The sequence below is a fragment of the Caldimonas caldifontis genome (genome assembly GCF_002930615.1).
In the GTDB taxonomy this organism is placed as follows: Bacteria; Pseudomonadota; Gammaproteobacteria; order Burkholderiales; family Burkholderiaceae_C; genus Caldimonas; species Caldimonas caldifontis.
Genome location: NZ_PSNX01000003.1, coordinates 329,437 through 343,949, shown reverse-complemented (window position 1 = coordinate 343,949; position 14,513 = coordinate 329,437). Strand labels below are relative to the sequence as shown.

At 67.3% G+C, this 14,513-nt stretch carries 19 protein-coding genes; 8 read left to right on the top strand and 11 right to left on the bottom strand.

The annotated features are described in order from the left end of the window. Positions 1 to 2: 2 nt before the first annotated feature. The 7 genes from C1704_RS04970 to C1704_RS04940 all read right to left on the bottom strand — a co-directional run bounded on the left by C1704_RS04970 (position 3) and on the right by C1704_RS04940 (position 4,212). Positions 3 to 524 (bottom strand): GFA family protein, encoded by a 522-nt coding sequence (locus tag C1704_RS04970; protein WP_104301557.1) that lies wholly within the window; start codon positions 522 to 524, stop codon positions 3 to 5. A gap of 21 nt (positions 525 to 545) precedes the next feature. Further along, the gene (locus tag C1704_RS04965) at positions 546 to 1,019 is read right to left on the bottom strand and encodes a hypothetical protein (RefSeq protein ID WP_211286841.1); all 474 of its coding nucleotides are present in this window, start codon (positions 1,017 to 1,019) and stop codon (positions 546 to 548) included. Positions 1,020 to 1,061: 42 nt separating this feature from the next. Then, positions 1,062 to 1,433: a nuclear transport factor 2 family protein gene (locus C1704_RS04960; protein ID WP_104301555.1), complete on the bottom strand. Its 372-nt coding sequence runs from the start codon at positions 1,431 to 1,433 to the stop codon at positions 1,062 to 1,064. Positions 1,434 to 1,464: 31 nt separating this feature from the next. Continuing rightward, positions 1,465 to 1,758, bottom strand: a complete 294-nt coding sequence (locus C1704_RS17970; protein WP_104301553.1) for a type II toxin-antitoxin system RelE/ParE family toxin — start codon at positions 1,756 to 1,758, stop codon at positions 1,465 to 1,467. Beyond that, entirely contained in the window at positions 1,755 to 1,985 is a 231-nt protein-coding gene (locus C1704_RS04950; protein ID WP_104301551.1) for an addiction module protein, read from the bottom strand. The genes C1704_RS17970 and C1704_RS04950 overlap by 4 nt, the downstream gene beginning before the upstream one ends. A gap of 87 nt (positions 1,986 to 2,072) precedes the next feature. After that, entirely contained in the window at positions 2,073 to 2,315 is a 243-nt protein-coding gene (locus C1704_RS04945) for a DUF4287 domain-containing protein (RefSeq protein WP_245876377.1), read from the bottom strand. 16 nt (positions 2,316 to 2,331) lie between these two features. After that, positions 2,332 to 4,212 carry a PhoX family protein gene (locus C1704_RS04940; protein ID WP_104301549.1) on the bottom strand — a complete coding sequence of 627 codons (1,881 nt, stop codon included), beginning with the start codon at positions 4,210 to 4,212 and terminating at the stop codon, positions 2,332 to 2,334. Between the two features lie 144 nt (positions 4,213 to 4,356). Between C1704_RS04940 and C1704_RS04935 the strand changes: the two genes are divergently transcribed. The 6 genes from C1704_RS04935 to C1704_RS04910 all read left to right on the top strand — a co-directional run bounded on the left by C1704_RS04935 (position 4,357) and on the right by C1704_RS04910 (position 9,793). Further along, positions 4,357 to 5,118, top strand: coding sequence for an SDR family NAD(P)-dependent oxidoreductase (locus tag C1704_RS04935; protein ID WP_104301547.1), 762 nt, complete (start codon positions 4,357 to 4,359; stop codon positions 5,116 to 5,118). A gap of 41 nt (positions 5,119 to 5,159) precedes the next feature. Continuing rightward, on the top strand, positions 5,160 to 6,023 hold the full coding sequence (locus tag C1704_RS04930) for a branched-chain amino acid ABC transporter permease (RefSeq protein ID WP_104301545.1): 864 nt from the start codon (positions 5,160 to 5,162) through the stop codon (positions 6,021 to 6,023). 1 nt (position 6,024) lies between these two features. Then, positions 6,025 to 7,056, top strand: a complete 1,032-nt coding sequence (locus C1704_RS04925) for a branched-chain amino acid ABC transporter permease (protein WP_104301543.1) — start codon at positions 6,025 to 6,027, stop codon at positions 7,054 to 7,056. Next, positions 7,049 to 7,849 carry an ABC transporter ATP-binding protein gene (locus C1704_RS04920; protein ID WP_104301541.1) on the top strand — a complete coding sequence of 267 codons (801 nt, stop codon included), beginning with the start codon at positions 7,049 to 7,051 and terminating at the stop codon, positions 7,847 to 7,849. Before C1704_RS04925 ends, C1704_RS04920 begins: the two co-directional genes overlap by 8 nt. Then, positions 7,836 to 8,543, top strand: a complete 708-nt coding sequence (locus C1704_RS04915) for an ABC transporter ATP-binding protein (protein WP_104301539.1) — start codon at positions 7,836 to 7,838, stop codon at positions 8,541 to 8,543. The genes C1704_RS04920 and C1704_RS04915 overlap by 14 nt, the downstream gene beginning before the upstream one ends. A gap of 68 nt (positions 8,544 to 8,611) precedes the next feature. Next, complete coding sequence (locus tag C1704_RS04910; protein WP_104301538.1) at positions 8,612 to 9,793, top strand: ABC transporter substrate-binding protein; 1,182 nt, start codon at positions 8,612 to 8,614, stop codon at positions 9,791 to 9,793. A 76-nt stretch (positions 9,794 to 9,869) separates the two neighbouring features. Here the strand turns inward: C1704_RS04910 and C1704_RS04905 are convergent, their stop codons facing one another. Genes C1704_RS04905 through C1704_RS04895 form a run of 3 tightly spaced genes read right to left on the bottom strand, consistent with a single transcriptional unit; the run spans position 9,870 to position 12,537 of the window. Next, a complete protein-coding gene (locus tag C1704_RS04905; protein ID WP_104301536.1) occupies positions 9,870 to 10,697 on the bottom strand; it encodes an ABC transporter permease in 828 nt (275 codons plus the stop codon). 5 nt (positions 10,698 to 10,702) lie between these two features. Continuing rightward, positions 10,703 to 11,506, bottom strand: a complete 804-nt coding sequence (locus C1704_RS04900) for an ABC transporter ATP-binding protein (protein WP_104301534.1) — start codon at positions 11,504 to 11,506, stop codon at positions 10,703 to 10,705. Further along, positions 11,503 to 12,537, bottom strand: coding sequence for an ABC transporter substrate-binding protein (locus C1704_RS04895; protein WP_104301532.1), 1,035 nt, complete (start codon positions 12,535 to 12,537; stop codon positions 11,503 to 11,505). Before C1704_RS04895 ends, C1704_RS04900 begins: the two co-directional genes overlap by 4 nt. A 145-nt stretch (positions 12,538 to 12,682) precedes the next feature. On the opposite strand from C1704_RS04895, the gene C1704_RS04890 reads away from it, so the two are divergent. Next, the gene (locus C1704_RS04890; RefSeq protein ID WP_104301530.1) at positions 12,683 to 13,432 is read left to right on the top strand and encodes an SDR family oxidoreductase; all 750 of its coding nucleotides are present in this window, start codon (positions 12,683 to 12,685) and stop codon (positions 13,430 to 13,432) included. Between the two features lie 5 nt (positions 13,433 to 13,437). Then, positions 13,438 to 14,073: a MarC family protein gene (locus C1704_RS04885; RefSeq protein ID WP_104301528.1), complete on the top strand. Its 636-nt coding sequence runs from the start codon at positions 13,438 to 13,440 to the stop codon at positions 14,071 to 14,073. On the opposite strand, the gene C1704_RS04880 is transcribed toward C1704_RS04885, so the two are convergent. After that, positions 14,066 to 14,512, bottom strand: a complete 447-nt coding sequence (locus C1704_RS04880) for an OsmC family protein (RefSeq protein ID WP_104301526.1) — start codon at positions 14,510 to 14,512, stop codon at positions 14,066 to 14,068. The two genes, C1704_RS04885 and C1704_RS04880, sit on opposite strands and share 8 nt — an antisense overlap. Between the last annotated feature and the right edge of the window lies 1 nt (position 14,513).

Sequence of the window (14,513 nt, the reverse complement as noted above, 5' to 3'; positions counted from 1 at the left end):
CTTCAGGCCTTTCGGGCCTTTGCCGCCTGATACGCCTCGATCAACGGCAGGATGGCTTCGCGCCGCGCCAGGCTTTCGGGGGGCCAGAAGTGCTCGCGCTCGTAGTATTCCGCCACGGCGGGTACGCCCTCGGGCAGCACCACCCAGGGCTGCTTGGAGGCGGTGAAGATGTGGATGTCGGGTGGCAGCAGGTCGGGGTTGTCCAGGGTGCCCACCCGCACGAACGTCACCACCGGCCCGGCGCCGGCGTAGTGGCTCCACACGGCCACCCTGCACTTGGGGCACCGGGCGATGAGCTGGCCGCTGCCACTGTGCGACGGCGTGTTCACCAGTTCGGGCGGCTCGCCCAGGTTGGTCACCCGGTCGGCCTCGATCATCGCGTTCAACGCAAACGCCGATCCCGACCCACGCTGGCACCAGCGGCAGTGGCAGCAATGCACGAACAGCGGCGCACTTTCCATGCGGTAGCGTACGGCGCGACAGTCGCAACCGCCTTCAGCAGGGAATGCAGCGGGGGTGGGCATTTGGGCTCCTGGGGTCGCGGTTCAGGTGCCACCCATTTCCCGGCGCAGCACGGCATGTCGATGTGTGAAGAGCCTGCGCACCAACCAGGTGGCGAGCCCGGCGAAGAAGCGCGGCTCGAAGGTCAACGTGTCCCGCAGAACCACCAGATTCGGGTCGCTGGGGTGCGCAAGGATCTCTCGCTCGTGGAGCCAGCTCCGCATCGAAGCCATGGGGGACTGCTCCACGAACCCCTGCCCGGGCGCGAGCGACAACAGCGTGATGTGCGAGTAGTCCAGCGGCAAGAAGCCCAGGTAGAAGATCCAGCTCTTGAACAGGGGCACGCCGGGCGTGACCTGCACATCGGTCAACCTGCGGATGCCTGCGGGCGCCGTCATCCTCAGGAACAGCATCATCTCCTTGCGCAGGCAGCGCAGATCGGTGATCCAGTTCCACAGATCGGTGCGGCTGCACCGCAATGTGCTTTCGAACGAGAGTGAGGTCGTTTGCAGGGCCATGTGTCGCAACGCCTGAGCCTGGCCGCGAGCCGGCGCCGCACCTTACGCCGCGTCTCGCTTCACGGGCCCGAAGAACCCGATGATGCGCTCGATCTTCGAGCCGTCGGCCGAGAGGAAGGCAATGTCGATCCCCTCGGGCAACGCATTCCCGTTGGCTTCCACGGCATGCCACGCAAACCGGGCCAGACCGTGGTGCGCGTCAATCTGGCTCGTGCGAACGACCCGCGAGCCGGGCCGCCGGGCCAGCACTGTCGCAATATGGGCCAGCAGTTCGGCGCTGCCCACCGCGTGCACGGACGGGTCGGTGTAGGTGGCCCCCGGAGCCCACACTGTATCGAGCAGCTCAGCGCGCCGCTCGGGTGACGGGTCGCTCCAGGCCTGGCAGTAGGTGTCGATCAGCTCGGGGAGTTGCATGGCGGTCCTGTTCGATGTCAGCACTCCACCGTCACTTGCGTTGCCGCCAGTAAGCCGGCTTGCGCCGAAACGGTGCGACGGCAAGGATGATCAGGGAGTCCGCTGCTTCCCGGTAAACCACAGAGTGCGGAAAGTCCTTGGGGAAGACTCGACGAGTCCCATACCGATAAGGGCTTCCTATGCCGGGCATGGAGCACGCCAAGCTGACCGCAGCTTCAACCTGCGCTGCAAACCGCTCCCCCAAGCCGGGACTCCGTTCTTCGTAGAAGACAGCCTGTTCCCGCAACTCGGCCAGAGCGTCGGGATGAAAGATGGGCGACTTCACCGCCGGAGGGCTTGTCGCACCTGGGCAAAGGCTTGATCAGCCGGGATCAATTCAACGATGCCGCGTTCCACTTCGTCGATACGACGACGAAGCTCTGCATCCCAAGCGGCATCGACGTCGGCTTCGTGCGGGTCCAAGCTTGCAAGGAGCTCTTCCGCAAGCCGAGCACGATCCTCCGGAGGGAGGGCTTTCGCCTGGGCAGACAGTTCAGCGACAAGATCGGGCATAGGGCACTCCAAGGAGCGAGTTGTTCAAGTCTACTCCGCCGTCCACGGTCATTGCCAGGCGGTGTGGGACACCCGCAATGTGTGCCCCTACCGCTTGGCAATGAACCACGCCACCAGCGCATTCGCATGCCCGTGCCCCATCTGGTGCTCGGTCTTCAGGTGGTTCACCAGCTCCATGTGCTTGAGCGGGCCAGCCTGCTTCAGCACGGCCATCCAGTGGTCGATGGGCTGGCCGTATTTCTTTTCGATGGACGGGAAGTAGGAGGCGGGGCCTTTCGGTAGGGGGGTGCGGTTGGATGGACGACGTTTGACGCGGGCCGGAATCGACACCGCTCGCCGTTGCGCCTCACGCTCCCACCACCCCCCCGTCCCGGCGCCTCACCACGACCGTGGCCGACCGGGGGCGGCCGCCGTCGGGCCAGCGGGAGTGTTTCGTGGGCTCGGCCGGGTCGCTCCGGTCGTTGTCGGGCTCGCCCGGGTGCTGGATGTTGACGAACATCGAGGTGCCGTCAGGGGTCATGGTGGCGCCGGTGATTTCGGCGCCGCGGGGGCCGGTGAGGAAGCGGCGCACTTCGCCGGTGGTGGGGTCGCAGGCGAGCATCTGGTTGTTGCCGAGCCGCGCGAATTCGCCGCGACCCATGACCCTGGCGCTCATGTCGGTCTGGATCCAGAGCACACCACGCGCATCGACCCACAGGCCGTCGGGGTTGGCAAAGGCGTCGCCGCGGATGTTGCCCTGCGCTTCGGGGCGGGGGTTGGCGGGGTCGCCGGCCAGGAGGAAGACGTCCCAGGTGAAGGTCTCGCCGTCGAAGTCACCCTCCTCACGCCAACGGATGATGTGGCCCATGCTGTTGCGCGCGCGCGGGTGGGCGGCGTCCACGCCCGGGTGGCCTTCGGTGCCACGGCGGGTGTTGTTGGTGAGCGAGCAAAAGACCTCGCGCGTGGTGGCGTTCACCGCCACCCATTCGGGCCGGTCCATGGGCGTGGCCCGCAGCGCGTCGCTGGCCTGGCGGGCCTGGATGAGCACCTGGCCCTGGTCGGCAAAGCCGTTGGCCGGCGTCAGCGGTCCGCGGCCGTGCACCAGGGGCAGCCAGCGGCCGCGGCCGTCGGCGTCGAAGCGGGCCACGTAGAGGGTGCCGTGGTCGAGCAGCTCGGCATTGACCTTCGCGCCACCGGGACGGATGGCATCGCGCGAGACGAACTTGTAGAGGTATTCGAAGCGGGCATCCTCGCCGCTGTAGACGACCGCACGGCCGTCGCGCGTGACGGCCACCGTGGCGCCTTCGTGCGCGGCCCGGCCCAGGGCCGTGCGTTTCACGGGGACGGACTGCGGATCGAAGGGGTCCACCTCGACGATCCAGCCGAAGCGGTTCGGTTCGTGCGGGTGGCGTGCGGCATCGAAGCGCTCGTCGAACGCGTGCCAGCGGTAGCCCCAGTCGGCGTCCAGGCCCCAGCGGCGCTGGTGGGCGTCGAGCTGTTTCGGCGCGGCGAAGTAGCCATTGAAGTTTTCTTCACCGCTGAGGTAGGTGCCCCAGGGCGTGAGACCGGCGGCGCAGTTGTTCAAGGTGCCGAGCACGGTGCGGCCGGCCGGGTCGGCCGCAGTACGCATCATCGGATGGCCGGCTGCGGGGCCGCGCAATGCAAACGGCGAGAAGGCCGTGAGGCGGCGCGCGTACCGCGAGGGGCGCACCAGCTGCCAACGACCACCGCGCTCTTCCACTTCCACCACCGAAATGCCATGCGCGGCCTGGCTCTTGCGCACCTTCTCGGCCGACCAGTTCGTCATGCCGTCCGGGTGGAGGAGCCCTTCGTCGGCGTATTCGTGGTTCATCACCAGCAGGCCGCGGTCGCTGCGTCCCTCGAGGGGGAAGAAGTGCAGGCCGTCGTGGTGCATGCCCAGCTGGGCGGCCTGGTCGGCGGCGCTGTGGCTCGCATCAGACCGCCACGGCGGCATGTGGCCCGCCAGGCCCACCGGTTCACCCCAGGCGGCGATCACCTGGGCCACGTAGCCCTCGGGCACCACCACGGTGTCGGCGGTGGACGGAGGCACACCGCGAAAGCCGAGCAGGCCTGACGATGACGCCGACGCAGGCGCAAGACCCAGCGCGGCGAGCGCCGCGGCCGTGCCGCCTTGCAGCACACGACGGCGCGAAAGGTCGCACAACGAACGCAGGTCCGCGCGTTCGCTGCGGTTCGACCATTCCATGCGTTCGTAGTCCTTGGGCATGACACCTCACCTTGCTGAATGTGCCCTGAAGAAGTGCACGGCCGTTTAGAAACCTAGGGTGGACCCTGAGATTGTCTCGTGCGTGACTGACCCTGATGTGCGACGCGCCTACCTTGCGAACCCAGTATCAGAAGGAGACAGCGGATGCAGCTTTTCCGCCTCGACAACAAGGTCGCCATTGTGACCGGCTCCAGCCGCGGCATTGGCCGATCCATCGCCGAAAACCTCGCGCGCTGTGGGGCCCGGGTGGTGATCTCCAGCCGCAAGGCCGATGCCTGCGAAGCCGTGGCCCAGGCCATCCGCGACGAAGGCGGCCAGGCCCTCGCCATCCCCGCCAACATCTCTTCGAAGGAGCAGCTCGAAGCGCTGGTGGCGCGCACCCGCGAACACTGGGGGCCCATCGACATCCTCGTGTGCAACGCGGCCAGCAACCCCTACTACGGGCCCGCCACGGGCATGAGCGACGAGGTCTTCGACAAGGTCATGCGCAACAACGTGCTCAGCAACCACTGGCTGTGCAACCTGGTGCATGAGGACATGGCGGCGAAGAAGGACGGCGCCATCGTGATCATCTCGTCCATCGGCGGGTTGCACGGTTCGTCCACGATCGGCGCCTACAACATCTCGAAGGCAGCCGACATGCAGCTGGCGCGCAACCTGGCCGTGGAATGGGGCCCGGACAACATCCGCGTGAACTGCATCGCCCCCGGCGTGGTGCGCACCGACTTCGCCAAGGCCCTGGTGGACGACCCGCGCGTGCGTTCGCTGATCGAGAGCCAGTTGCCGCTGCGCCGCTTCGGCGAACCCGACGACATCGGCGGCATCGCGGTGATGCTGGCCTCGGCGGCGGGCCGCTTCATCACGGGCCAGACCATCGTGGCCGACGGTGGCTACATGGTGCGCTGAGCGCTGGCGCCCTCTCCTTTCTTTCTGACGGAGTCTTTCCCGTGGAGTTGTTCTTCCAGCAAGTGCTCAACGGGCTCACGCTCGGGGGCATCTACAGCCTCGTGGCCCTGGGCCTCACGCTCGTCTACGGCATCCTGCACGTGCCCAACTTCGCGCATGGCGCCTTCTACATGGCCGGCGCCTATGCCGCCTTCTGGCTGGTCACCGCGCAGGGCTTCAACTACTGGGTGGGCATGGCGGGGGCCGCGGTGGCGGTGGCTCTGATCGCCGTGCTGGCCGAACGCCTGGTGTTCCACCCGCTGCGTGACGCGCCCGGACTGCACCACATGATCGCGGCCATCGGCCTGCTGCTGTTCCTCGAAGCGGGGGCGCAGGCCGTGTGGGGGGCTGACTTCCACCGCCTGCCCACACCTTACACCGGCATCGTCGAAATCGGCGGCGCCACCGCGCCGGTGCAGCGGCTGATGATCGTGGGCGCGGCGTTTGGCCTGATGGTGGCCCTGCATCTCTTCCTGAAGAAGACGGTGATGGGCTCGACCATCATCGCGATGGCGCAGAACCGCCAGGGCGCGGCGCTGGTGGGCATCGACCCGAACCGCGTGGCCATGCTGACCTTCGCCATCTCGGGCGTGCTCGCTGCCGTAGCCGCCACGCTGTATGCGCCCATCAACCTCATCTATCCCGCGATGGGCCACCTGGTCATCACCAAGGCCTTCGTGATCATCATCCTGGGCGGCATGGGCAGTGTGCCCGGTGCCATCGTTGGCGGGCTGATCATCGGCTTTGCCGAGAGCTTCGGCGCCTTCTACATCTCGCCGGACTACAAGGACATCATCGCCTTTGCACTGCTGGTCGTGATCCTGTCGTTGCGCCCCGAGGGCCTGTTCACCAAGGGAGTGCGCTGACATGGACCGCGTCTTCGACCTTCTGCACGGCAAGCTCGGCTGGAGCCTGCTGCTGGCCGCCGGCATCGCCTTCCCCTTCGTGGCCGGCAACGACTACCACCTCACGGTGATGTCCACCGCCTACATCTTTGCGCTGGCCACCGTGGGCCTGAACCTCATCACCGGCTACACGGGGCAGTTCAACCTTGCGCATGCGGGCTTCATGGCCGTGGGCGCCTACACGGTGGGCATCCTCACGGTGGACCATGGCGTGCCCTTCTGGGTGGCGTTTGCGCTGTCGGGCGTGGTGGCCGCCGTGCTGGGCTTTTTCATCGGTATCGTCTCGCTGCGGCTGAAGGGCCACTACTTCTCGATCTTCACGCTGTGCGTGGGCTACATCATGTACCTCGTGATCGAGAAGTGGGAGGGCCTCACCCACGGCACCGTGGGCATCATCGGCATCCCCTCGCCCTCACCCATCGGGCCGCTGCAGTTCGAATCGCCGCGCGAGCTGTACTACCTGGTGCTGTTCTTCCTGGCCGTTGGCATGTGGGCCATGCACCGCATCGTCAACTCGCTGATGGGGCGCAGCTTCGTGGCCGTGCGCAACAGCGAGGACCTGGCCGAGGCGCTGGGCATCAACCTGATGCGCACCAAGGTGATCGCCTTCGTGCTGTCGGTGTTCTATGCCGGCCTGGCTGGAGGCCTGTACGCCGGTTTCGTGCGCTTTCTGGGCCCCAGCGTGGCCGGCGTCGAGCACACCTTCGACATGACGATGTACATGCTCATCGGCGGCATCGGGACGATGTTCGGCCCACTGCTGGGGGCGCTGGCCATGCCCTGGCTCACGCAGTACCTGCAGTTCCTGCAGGAGTACCGCTTCGTGGTGTTCGGCCCGCTGCTCGTCATGCTGGTGATCTTTTTGCCCTATGGCGTGGTGGGCAGCGTCCTGCAGTGGCGCGCGCGGCGCCTCTCACGCCGTGCCGCAGCGGCGTCGCGGGCTGCGCCGCAGGGGTCTGCACAACTTTCTGCGCAGGAGGGCGGCCATGCTTGAGATCCAGCAACTGACCAAACGCTTCGGCGGCCTGGCGGCCGTGCGCGAGGTGAGCACCACCGTGGAGGCCGGCAAGATCAACGCGATCATCGGCCCCAACGGCGCGGGCAAGACCACCTTCTTCAACCTGATCAGCGGAGCGCTTGCGCCCAGCAGCGGGCGCATCGTCTACGAAGGCCGCGACGTGGCCGGCCTGCGCGCCGACCAGATGGCCGCCCTGGGCGTGGCCCGCACCTTCCAGACCACCGCCCTGTTCGACCGTGCCACGGTGCTGGACAACCTCATCGTGGGCCACCGCCTGCGCACGCGCTCGGGCCTGTGGGACGTGCTGGTGCGCACACGGCGCCTGCACGAGGAGGAAAAGCGCTGCCGCCGTAAGGCAGAAGAGGCGCTGGAGTTCGTGGGACTGTCCCACGCCGCCCACCGCATGGCCGGCGACATCTCGCAGGAGGAGCGCAAGCGCGTGGCCTTTGCGCTGGCGCTGGCCACCGAGCCCAAGGTGGTGCTGCTGGACGAACCCGCCGGCGGCGTGAACCCCGAGGAAACCGTGGGGCTGGCCGCGCTGATCCGCAAGATGCGCGACAGCGGCCTGACCGTGTGCCTGATCGAACACAAGATGGACATGATCATGAACCTGGCCGACAAGATCATGGTGCTGAACTACGGCGAGAAGATCGCCGAGGGCAGCCCGGCCGAGATCCGCAGCAACCCGCAGGTGATCGAGGCCTACCTCGGCAGCGATGGCGCGCACGACGTGCAGGACACCAAGGAGGCCGCCGATGCTGCAGCTTGAGAAGGTGTCGCTGCACTACGGCGGGTTCAAGGCCCTGCACGAGGTGTCGCTGCACGCGAACGATGGCGAACTGGTGGTGCTGCTGGGCGCCAACGGCGCGGGCAAGAGCTCGATCTTCCTCACTGCCAGCGGCCTGCTCAAGGCGGCCGGCGGACGCATCCGCCTGCGCGGCCAGGACGTGGCCGGCGCCAAGCCTTCGCGCCTGGTGGAAGAAGGTCTCGTGCTGTGCCCCGAAGGCCGCAAGCTCTTTCCCGGCATGTCGGTGCTCAAGAACCTGATGCTGGGGGCCTATGTGCACCGGCGCGACCGCAAGGGCAACGCCAAGCTGCTCGATGAGGTCTTCGACATGTTCCCCATCCTGCGCGAGAAGAAGGACGACGCGGCCGGCTCGCTGTCGGGCGGGCAGCAGCAGATGGTGGCCATCGGTCGCGCGCTGATGGGCCGGCCCAAGGCGCTGCTGCTCGATGAACCGTCGCTCGGCCTCGCCCCACTGGTGGTCAAGCAGGTGCTGGAGGTGATCCAGCGCATCAACCGCGCCGGCACCACCGTGCTGCTGGCCGAGCAGAACGCCTACGCCGCCCTGCAGATCGCCCACCGCGCCTATGTGCTGGAGGGCGGGCGCATCGTGATGGAAGGCAGCCGCGACGAGCTGCTCAACAACGATGCCGTGCGCCGGGCCTACATCGGCGCCTGATCCCAGTTTCTTTCGGTTCCACCACACGCCGGCCCTGTGCAGGCCGGCTTTCACTCAGGAGAGCAGACATGTTGCATTCATCTTCATCGCGCCGCTTCGTGCTGCGCAGCGTGGCCGCGGCCATGGCCCTGGCGGGCTTGGGCAGCAACGCCTTCGCCCAGGAGGTCGTCAAGATCGGCTACTCGGGCCCCTTGAGCGGCGGCGCCGCGCTCTACGGCAAGAACGTGCTCACCGGCATGGAGATGGCCGTGGCCGAGATCAATGCCGACGGCCTCGAAGTGGGCGGCAAGAAGGTCCGGCTGGAGCTCGTCGCCCTGGACGACAAGTACAACCCCGCCGAAAGCGCCATCAACACCCAGCGCCTGGTGCAGGAGCACAAGACGCCGGCCGTGCTGATCCCGCACTCGGGCGGCAGCTTCGCGGTGCAGACCACCAATGAGCGCCTGGGCGTGCTGCTGCTGTCGTACACCAGCGTGCCCACCATCACCGCGCGCGGCAACAAGCTCACCATCCGCATCCCCCCGGAGTTCACCGGCTACGTCGAGCCCTTCACCCGCTATGCGATGGGCAAGTACGGCAAGAACCTGGCCATCGCCAATGCCGACCACGACTACGCCAAGGCCTGGACGGCGGCCTTCAAGCCGGCCTGGGAAGCCGCCGGTGGCAAGGTGGTGGCCGAGAACCCGATGTCGTATAACCGCTCGACCGACTTCTACAGCGGCGTGAGCCGCGTGCTGGCCGCCAAGCCCGACGTGATGTTCATCGGCGGCGCCTCCGAGCCCACGGGCCTGGTGGTCAAGCAGGCACGGGAGCTGGGCTTCAAGGGTGGCTTCGTCATCATCGACCAGGCCAAGATGGACGAGATCGCCAAGGTCACGGGCGGCTACGGCCCGCTGGAAGGCTCGATCGGTGTGCTGCCGCTGGTGGATGACACTCGCACGCACGCCAAGGACTTCGTGGAGCGCTTCCGCAAGGCCAACCCGGGGCGCGATCCCAGCTCGGAAGTGTCGCTGAACTACATCGCGGTCCATGCCACTGCCCAGGCCATGCGTCTGGCCGGCACCACGACTGATGCCCACGCCATCCGCGCCAAGATGAACGAGGCCTACCGCTCGCTGCCGGCCAAGTACAACGTGCACGACATCGAGGGCATCGACGAGAAGGGCGGCACCATCGCCAACACCTACGTGGCCACCGTCGAGGGCGGCAAGGTCAAGCAGGTGACCTTGCGCGAGCTCGTCTCGAAGTAAGCACAGCGGCGGCACCCGCGGACCGGCCACGCCGGCTCCGCGGGGTGCCGCTCGATGGTGAGCAACCCAAGGCGCTCTACAGTTTTTCAGTTTCGCCGGATTTCGGCTGCCACTTCATCAGCTTCTTCTCGATCACGCCCACCAGGGCGTCGAGCACCAGCGCAAAGGCGGTGAGCACCAGGATGCCGGCCATCACGGTGTTGATGTCGAAGCTGCCCTCGGCCTGCAGGATGAGATAGCCCACCCCCCGGGCCGAGCCGAGGTATTCGCCCACCACCGCGCCCACGAAGGCCAGGCCCACCGAGGTGTGCAGCGAGCTGAAGACCCAGCTCATCGCGCTGGGCAGGTAGACATGGCGCAGCAGCTGCTTCTGACTGGCGCCCAGCATGCGGGCATTGGCCAGCACCACCGGGCTGACCTCCTTCACACCCTGGTAGACGTTGAAGAACACGATGAAGAAGACCAGCGTCACGCCCAGCGCGACCTTGGAGGCGATGCCCAGGCCGAACCACACGGCGAAGATGGGCGCGAGGATCACGCGCGGCATCGAGTTGGCGGCCTTGATGTAGGGGTCGAGAATGGCCGCGGCCATGGGGCTGAGCGCCAGCCACAAACCCATGGCCAGACCGAAGACCGTGCCGATGCCGAAGGCCAGCAGGGTTTCGACCAGCGTGATCCACAGGTGCTGGTAGATGTCGGCCGCCACGAAGAACCAGTTCCAGATGCGGCCGAAGATCTTCAGCGGCTCGCCGAAGAAGAAGGCGGCCTGCTGGTCGTTCTCGAAGATGAAGTTGGGCAGCAGGCCCGGCTTGGTCATCACGTGCCAGAAGCCGAACACCACCACGAGCACGCCCACCTGCCACACGCGCAGGTTGCGGGGGCTGGGTTTGATGAGATTCCACATATCGTTCAAGCCGCCAGTTGCTGCCGGTAGCCCTTGAGGACCTCTTCGCGCAGCACGTCCCAGATGGCCTGGTGCAGCTCGATGAAGCGCGGGGTCACACGCACTTCGGCCACGTCACGCGGGCGCTCGAGGTCGATGGTGAATTCGCCGATGGGGTGCGAGCCAGGGCCGGCACTGAGCACCACCACGCGGTCGCTCATCGCGATGGCTTCGTCCAGGTCGTGGGTGATGAAGAGCACCGCTTTTTTCTTCTCGGCCCAGAGCTGCAGCACCTCGTTTTCCATCAGCTGGCGGGTCTGGATGTCCAGGGCCGAGAAGGGTTCATCCATCAGGATGATGTCGGGGTCGAGCACCAGCGTCTGGGCCAGGCTGGTGCGCTTGCGCATGCCGCCCGAGAGCTGATGCGGGTAGCGGTCGCCGAAGCCGCCCAGGCCTACGCGCTTGAGCCAGTGCTCGGCCTGCTCGCGCGCATCCGGCACGCCGCGAAACTCGAGCCCGGCCATCACGTTTTCGACCGCCGTGCGCCAGGGCATCAGCGAGTCGGCCTGGAACATGTAGCCGGCGCGCGTGTTGATGCCAGCAAGCGGCTGGCCGAAGACCTCGACCCGCCCGCTGCTGGGCGCCAGCAGGCCCGCCCCCACGTTCAAGAGCGTGCTCTTGCCGCAGCCCGTGGGGCCCACCACCGAGACGAACTCGCCGGGTGCGATGGTCAGCGTGACATCACGCACCGCCGTGTAGCGCTGCGTCTTGTCCTCGCGGCTGACGAAGGTGCAGGTGATGTCCTGCAAGGAAAGTGCCGGCGCCGTCATGCCTTCGGGTACTTCGCGTTGGCTTTCTTCACGAAGTCGTTGGTGTAGACGGCCTTGAGGTCGAACTGCACATTGTTGAGCGACTCGTCGATGCTGCGCAGGGCCCGCAGCGCCGTATCGGCGCCGGCATCGGGGATGCTGCCGTCGGGCGAGAGCGCGCCCTTGGCGGCCAGGAAGGCGTCGATGTAGACCGCGCGGTCGCCCAGCAGATAGCTTTCCGGGACGGCCTTGACGATGTCCGACGGGCCGGCCTGCTGGATCCACCTGTTGGCACGCACGATGGCGTTGGTGAGCGCCTGGGCCGTGTTGGGGTTCTTGTCGAGGAAAGCCTGCGGGGCATACAGGCAGCCGGCCGGCATGGGGCCGCCGAAGACCTGGTCGGCTTCCTTCACGATGCGGGTGTCGGTGACGATCTTCAGGTCGCCCGAGCGCTGCAGCAGCGTGATGACCGGGTCGAGATTGGAGATGGCATCGATCTGCCCCGAGCGCATCGCCGCCACGGCGCCGCTTGCAGCGCCCACGCCGATGATGGACACGTCGCTGGGCTTGAGGCCCGCCTTGGCCAGCACGAAGTTGACCATCACGTTGGTGGACGAGCCCGGTGCAGTCACGCCGATCTTCTTGCCCTTGAGGTCGGCCACCGATTTGAAGTTGGGCAGGGTCTTGGGGTTCACGCCCAGCACGATCTGCGGCGCGCGCCCCTGCAGCACGAAGGCACGCATGCGCTGGCCCTTGGCCTGCATGTTGACGGTGTGCTCGAAAGCGCCCGAGACCACATCGGCGCTGCCGCCCACCACGGCCTGCAGAGCGCGCGAGCCGCCGGCGAAGTCGGCAATCGTCAGATCCAGGCCCTCGTCCTTGAAGTAGCCCAGGGTTTCGGCCACCGTCAGCGGCAGGTAGTACAGCAGGTTCTTGCCGCCCACGGCGATGGTCATCCGGGGCTTCTCCAATCCTTGCGCGCGCACCAGGGCGGGAAAGGCCAGGGTGCCCACCGAAGCGGTGGAGGCGGCGAGAAAACTGCGGCGCTTCATGGCGTGTCTCCTGTCGGACGATCGTTCAGATCGAAGGTTTTTGTTCAGTTCACTGTAGCGCCGCCCGGGTCGCCGGGCTGTACGGGCTTGTCCGTAGGCCCTCGTGCGCAACACGCACCAGCCAGGCGCGGCACAATCGGCGGCCATGGCACGCCCTCTCACCCTCATCACCGGCGCCAGTCGCGGCATCGGCGCCGCCACCGCATTGGCCTGCGCCCGGGAAGGCCATGACGTCGTCATCCACTACGCCCGCGACGAGCAGGCCGCGCAAGCGGTGGCCACTCAGGCCACAGCCCTGGGTGTGCGGGCCCTGCTGGCCCAGGCCGATGTGGCCGTGCAGGCCGATGTCGCGCGGCTTTTCGAGACCATCGACCGCGAAGCCGGGCCGCTGACAGGCCTGGTGAACAACGCCGGCATCGTGGGCGCGAAAGCGCGCCTGGACGAAGTCGATGCCGAGCGGCTGCAGCGCATGTTCGCCACCAATGTGTACGGCAGCATCTGGTGCGCCCAGCAGGCGGTGCGCCGCATGAGCACACGCTACGGCGGCGCCGGTGGGGCCATCGTCAATGTCTCCTCGGTGGCCGCCCGCCTGGGCAGCCCGGGCGAGTACGTGGACTATGCCGCCAGCAAGGGGGCCATCGACACGCTGACCCTCGGCCTGTCCAAGGAGGTGGCCGCCGAAGGCGTGCGGGTGAACGGGGTACGCCCGGGCATCACCGACACCGGCATCCACGCCAGCGGCGGCCAGCCCGACCGGGCCTGGCGGTTGGCCCCGCTGATCCCCATGCAGCGCCCCGGGCGGCCCGAGGAGGTGGCCGAGGCCATCGTCTGGCTGCTGTCGGACGCCGCCAGCTACACGACCGGCGCCATCCTCGATGTGGGCGGGGGGCGCTGACGCACATGGACCTGCTCAAGCCCCTGATCGCCCTGCTCGCCATCGTCAACCCGATCGGCGTGGTGCCCTTCTTCATCCACTTCACGCAGGGCTTCACCGCCGAGCAGCGCCGCCGCACCATCCGGGTGAGCGCCTTCACCGCCTGCCTGGTGGTGGCCATCAGTGCGCTGGCCGGATTGCGCATCATCGAGTTCTTCGGCATCTCCATCGCGTCGTTCCAGGTGGGCGGCGGCATGCTGCTGCTGATCAGCGCGCTGCAGATGCTGCAGGCCCAGCCCGCCGAGACGCGCAAGGAAGATGTGGACGAGGGCGAATCGAAAGCCGATGCGGGCGCGAGCATCGCGGTGGTGCCGCTGACCATCCCGCTGCTCACCGGCCCGGCCACCATCTCGACGATGGTGATCTACTCGCAGCAGACCACCCACTGGTGGCAGGTGGGCGTGCTCATGGGCTACGGCCTGGTGATCGGCGCGGCCGCCTTCCTGGCACTGTCGGCCGCCGGGCGCATCGCCAGGCTGCTCGGCCAGACCGGCATCAACATCATGACGCGCCTGATGGGGCTGATCCTGGCCGCGCTGGCCGTGGAGATCATGGCCGACGGCCTGCTCAAGCTCTTTCCGGCGCTGGGCGGGGCTACTTGAGGCGCGCGCCCTCGGCGTCGATGACCTGGACCTCGACGGGGATGCCGGCGCCCACGCTTTGCGTGACGGTGCAGAAGGCCTCGAACTGCGACAGCACGCGGTCCAGGTGCTGAAGCTGCGCAGCGGGCACGCCCAGGCGCAGCACCGCCTCCATCTTGAGCACACGCAGCCGGCCTTCGGCGTTGCGGCCCACCTCCGCCGTCACCTGCGCGCTCAGTGGCTCGGGAGACTGGCGGTACTTGCGCAACGCGAACAGCAGGGAATCGCTCAGGCAGTTGCCCACGGCGGCGGCCAGGAGCTGCACCGGCGACGGCCCGGTGCCGCCCCCCAGCGGCGGGGGTTCGTCGCCGATGAGCGCGGGCACGGTGCCGCCGAAGGCGATCTCGAAGCGGTAGTCTTGCTGCTGTTGCAGGTGCACGGTGACCTGGGAATCGCTCATG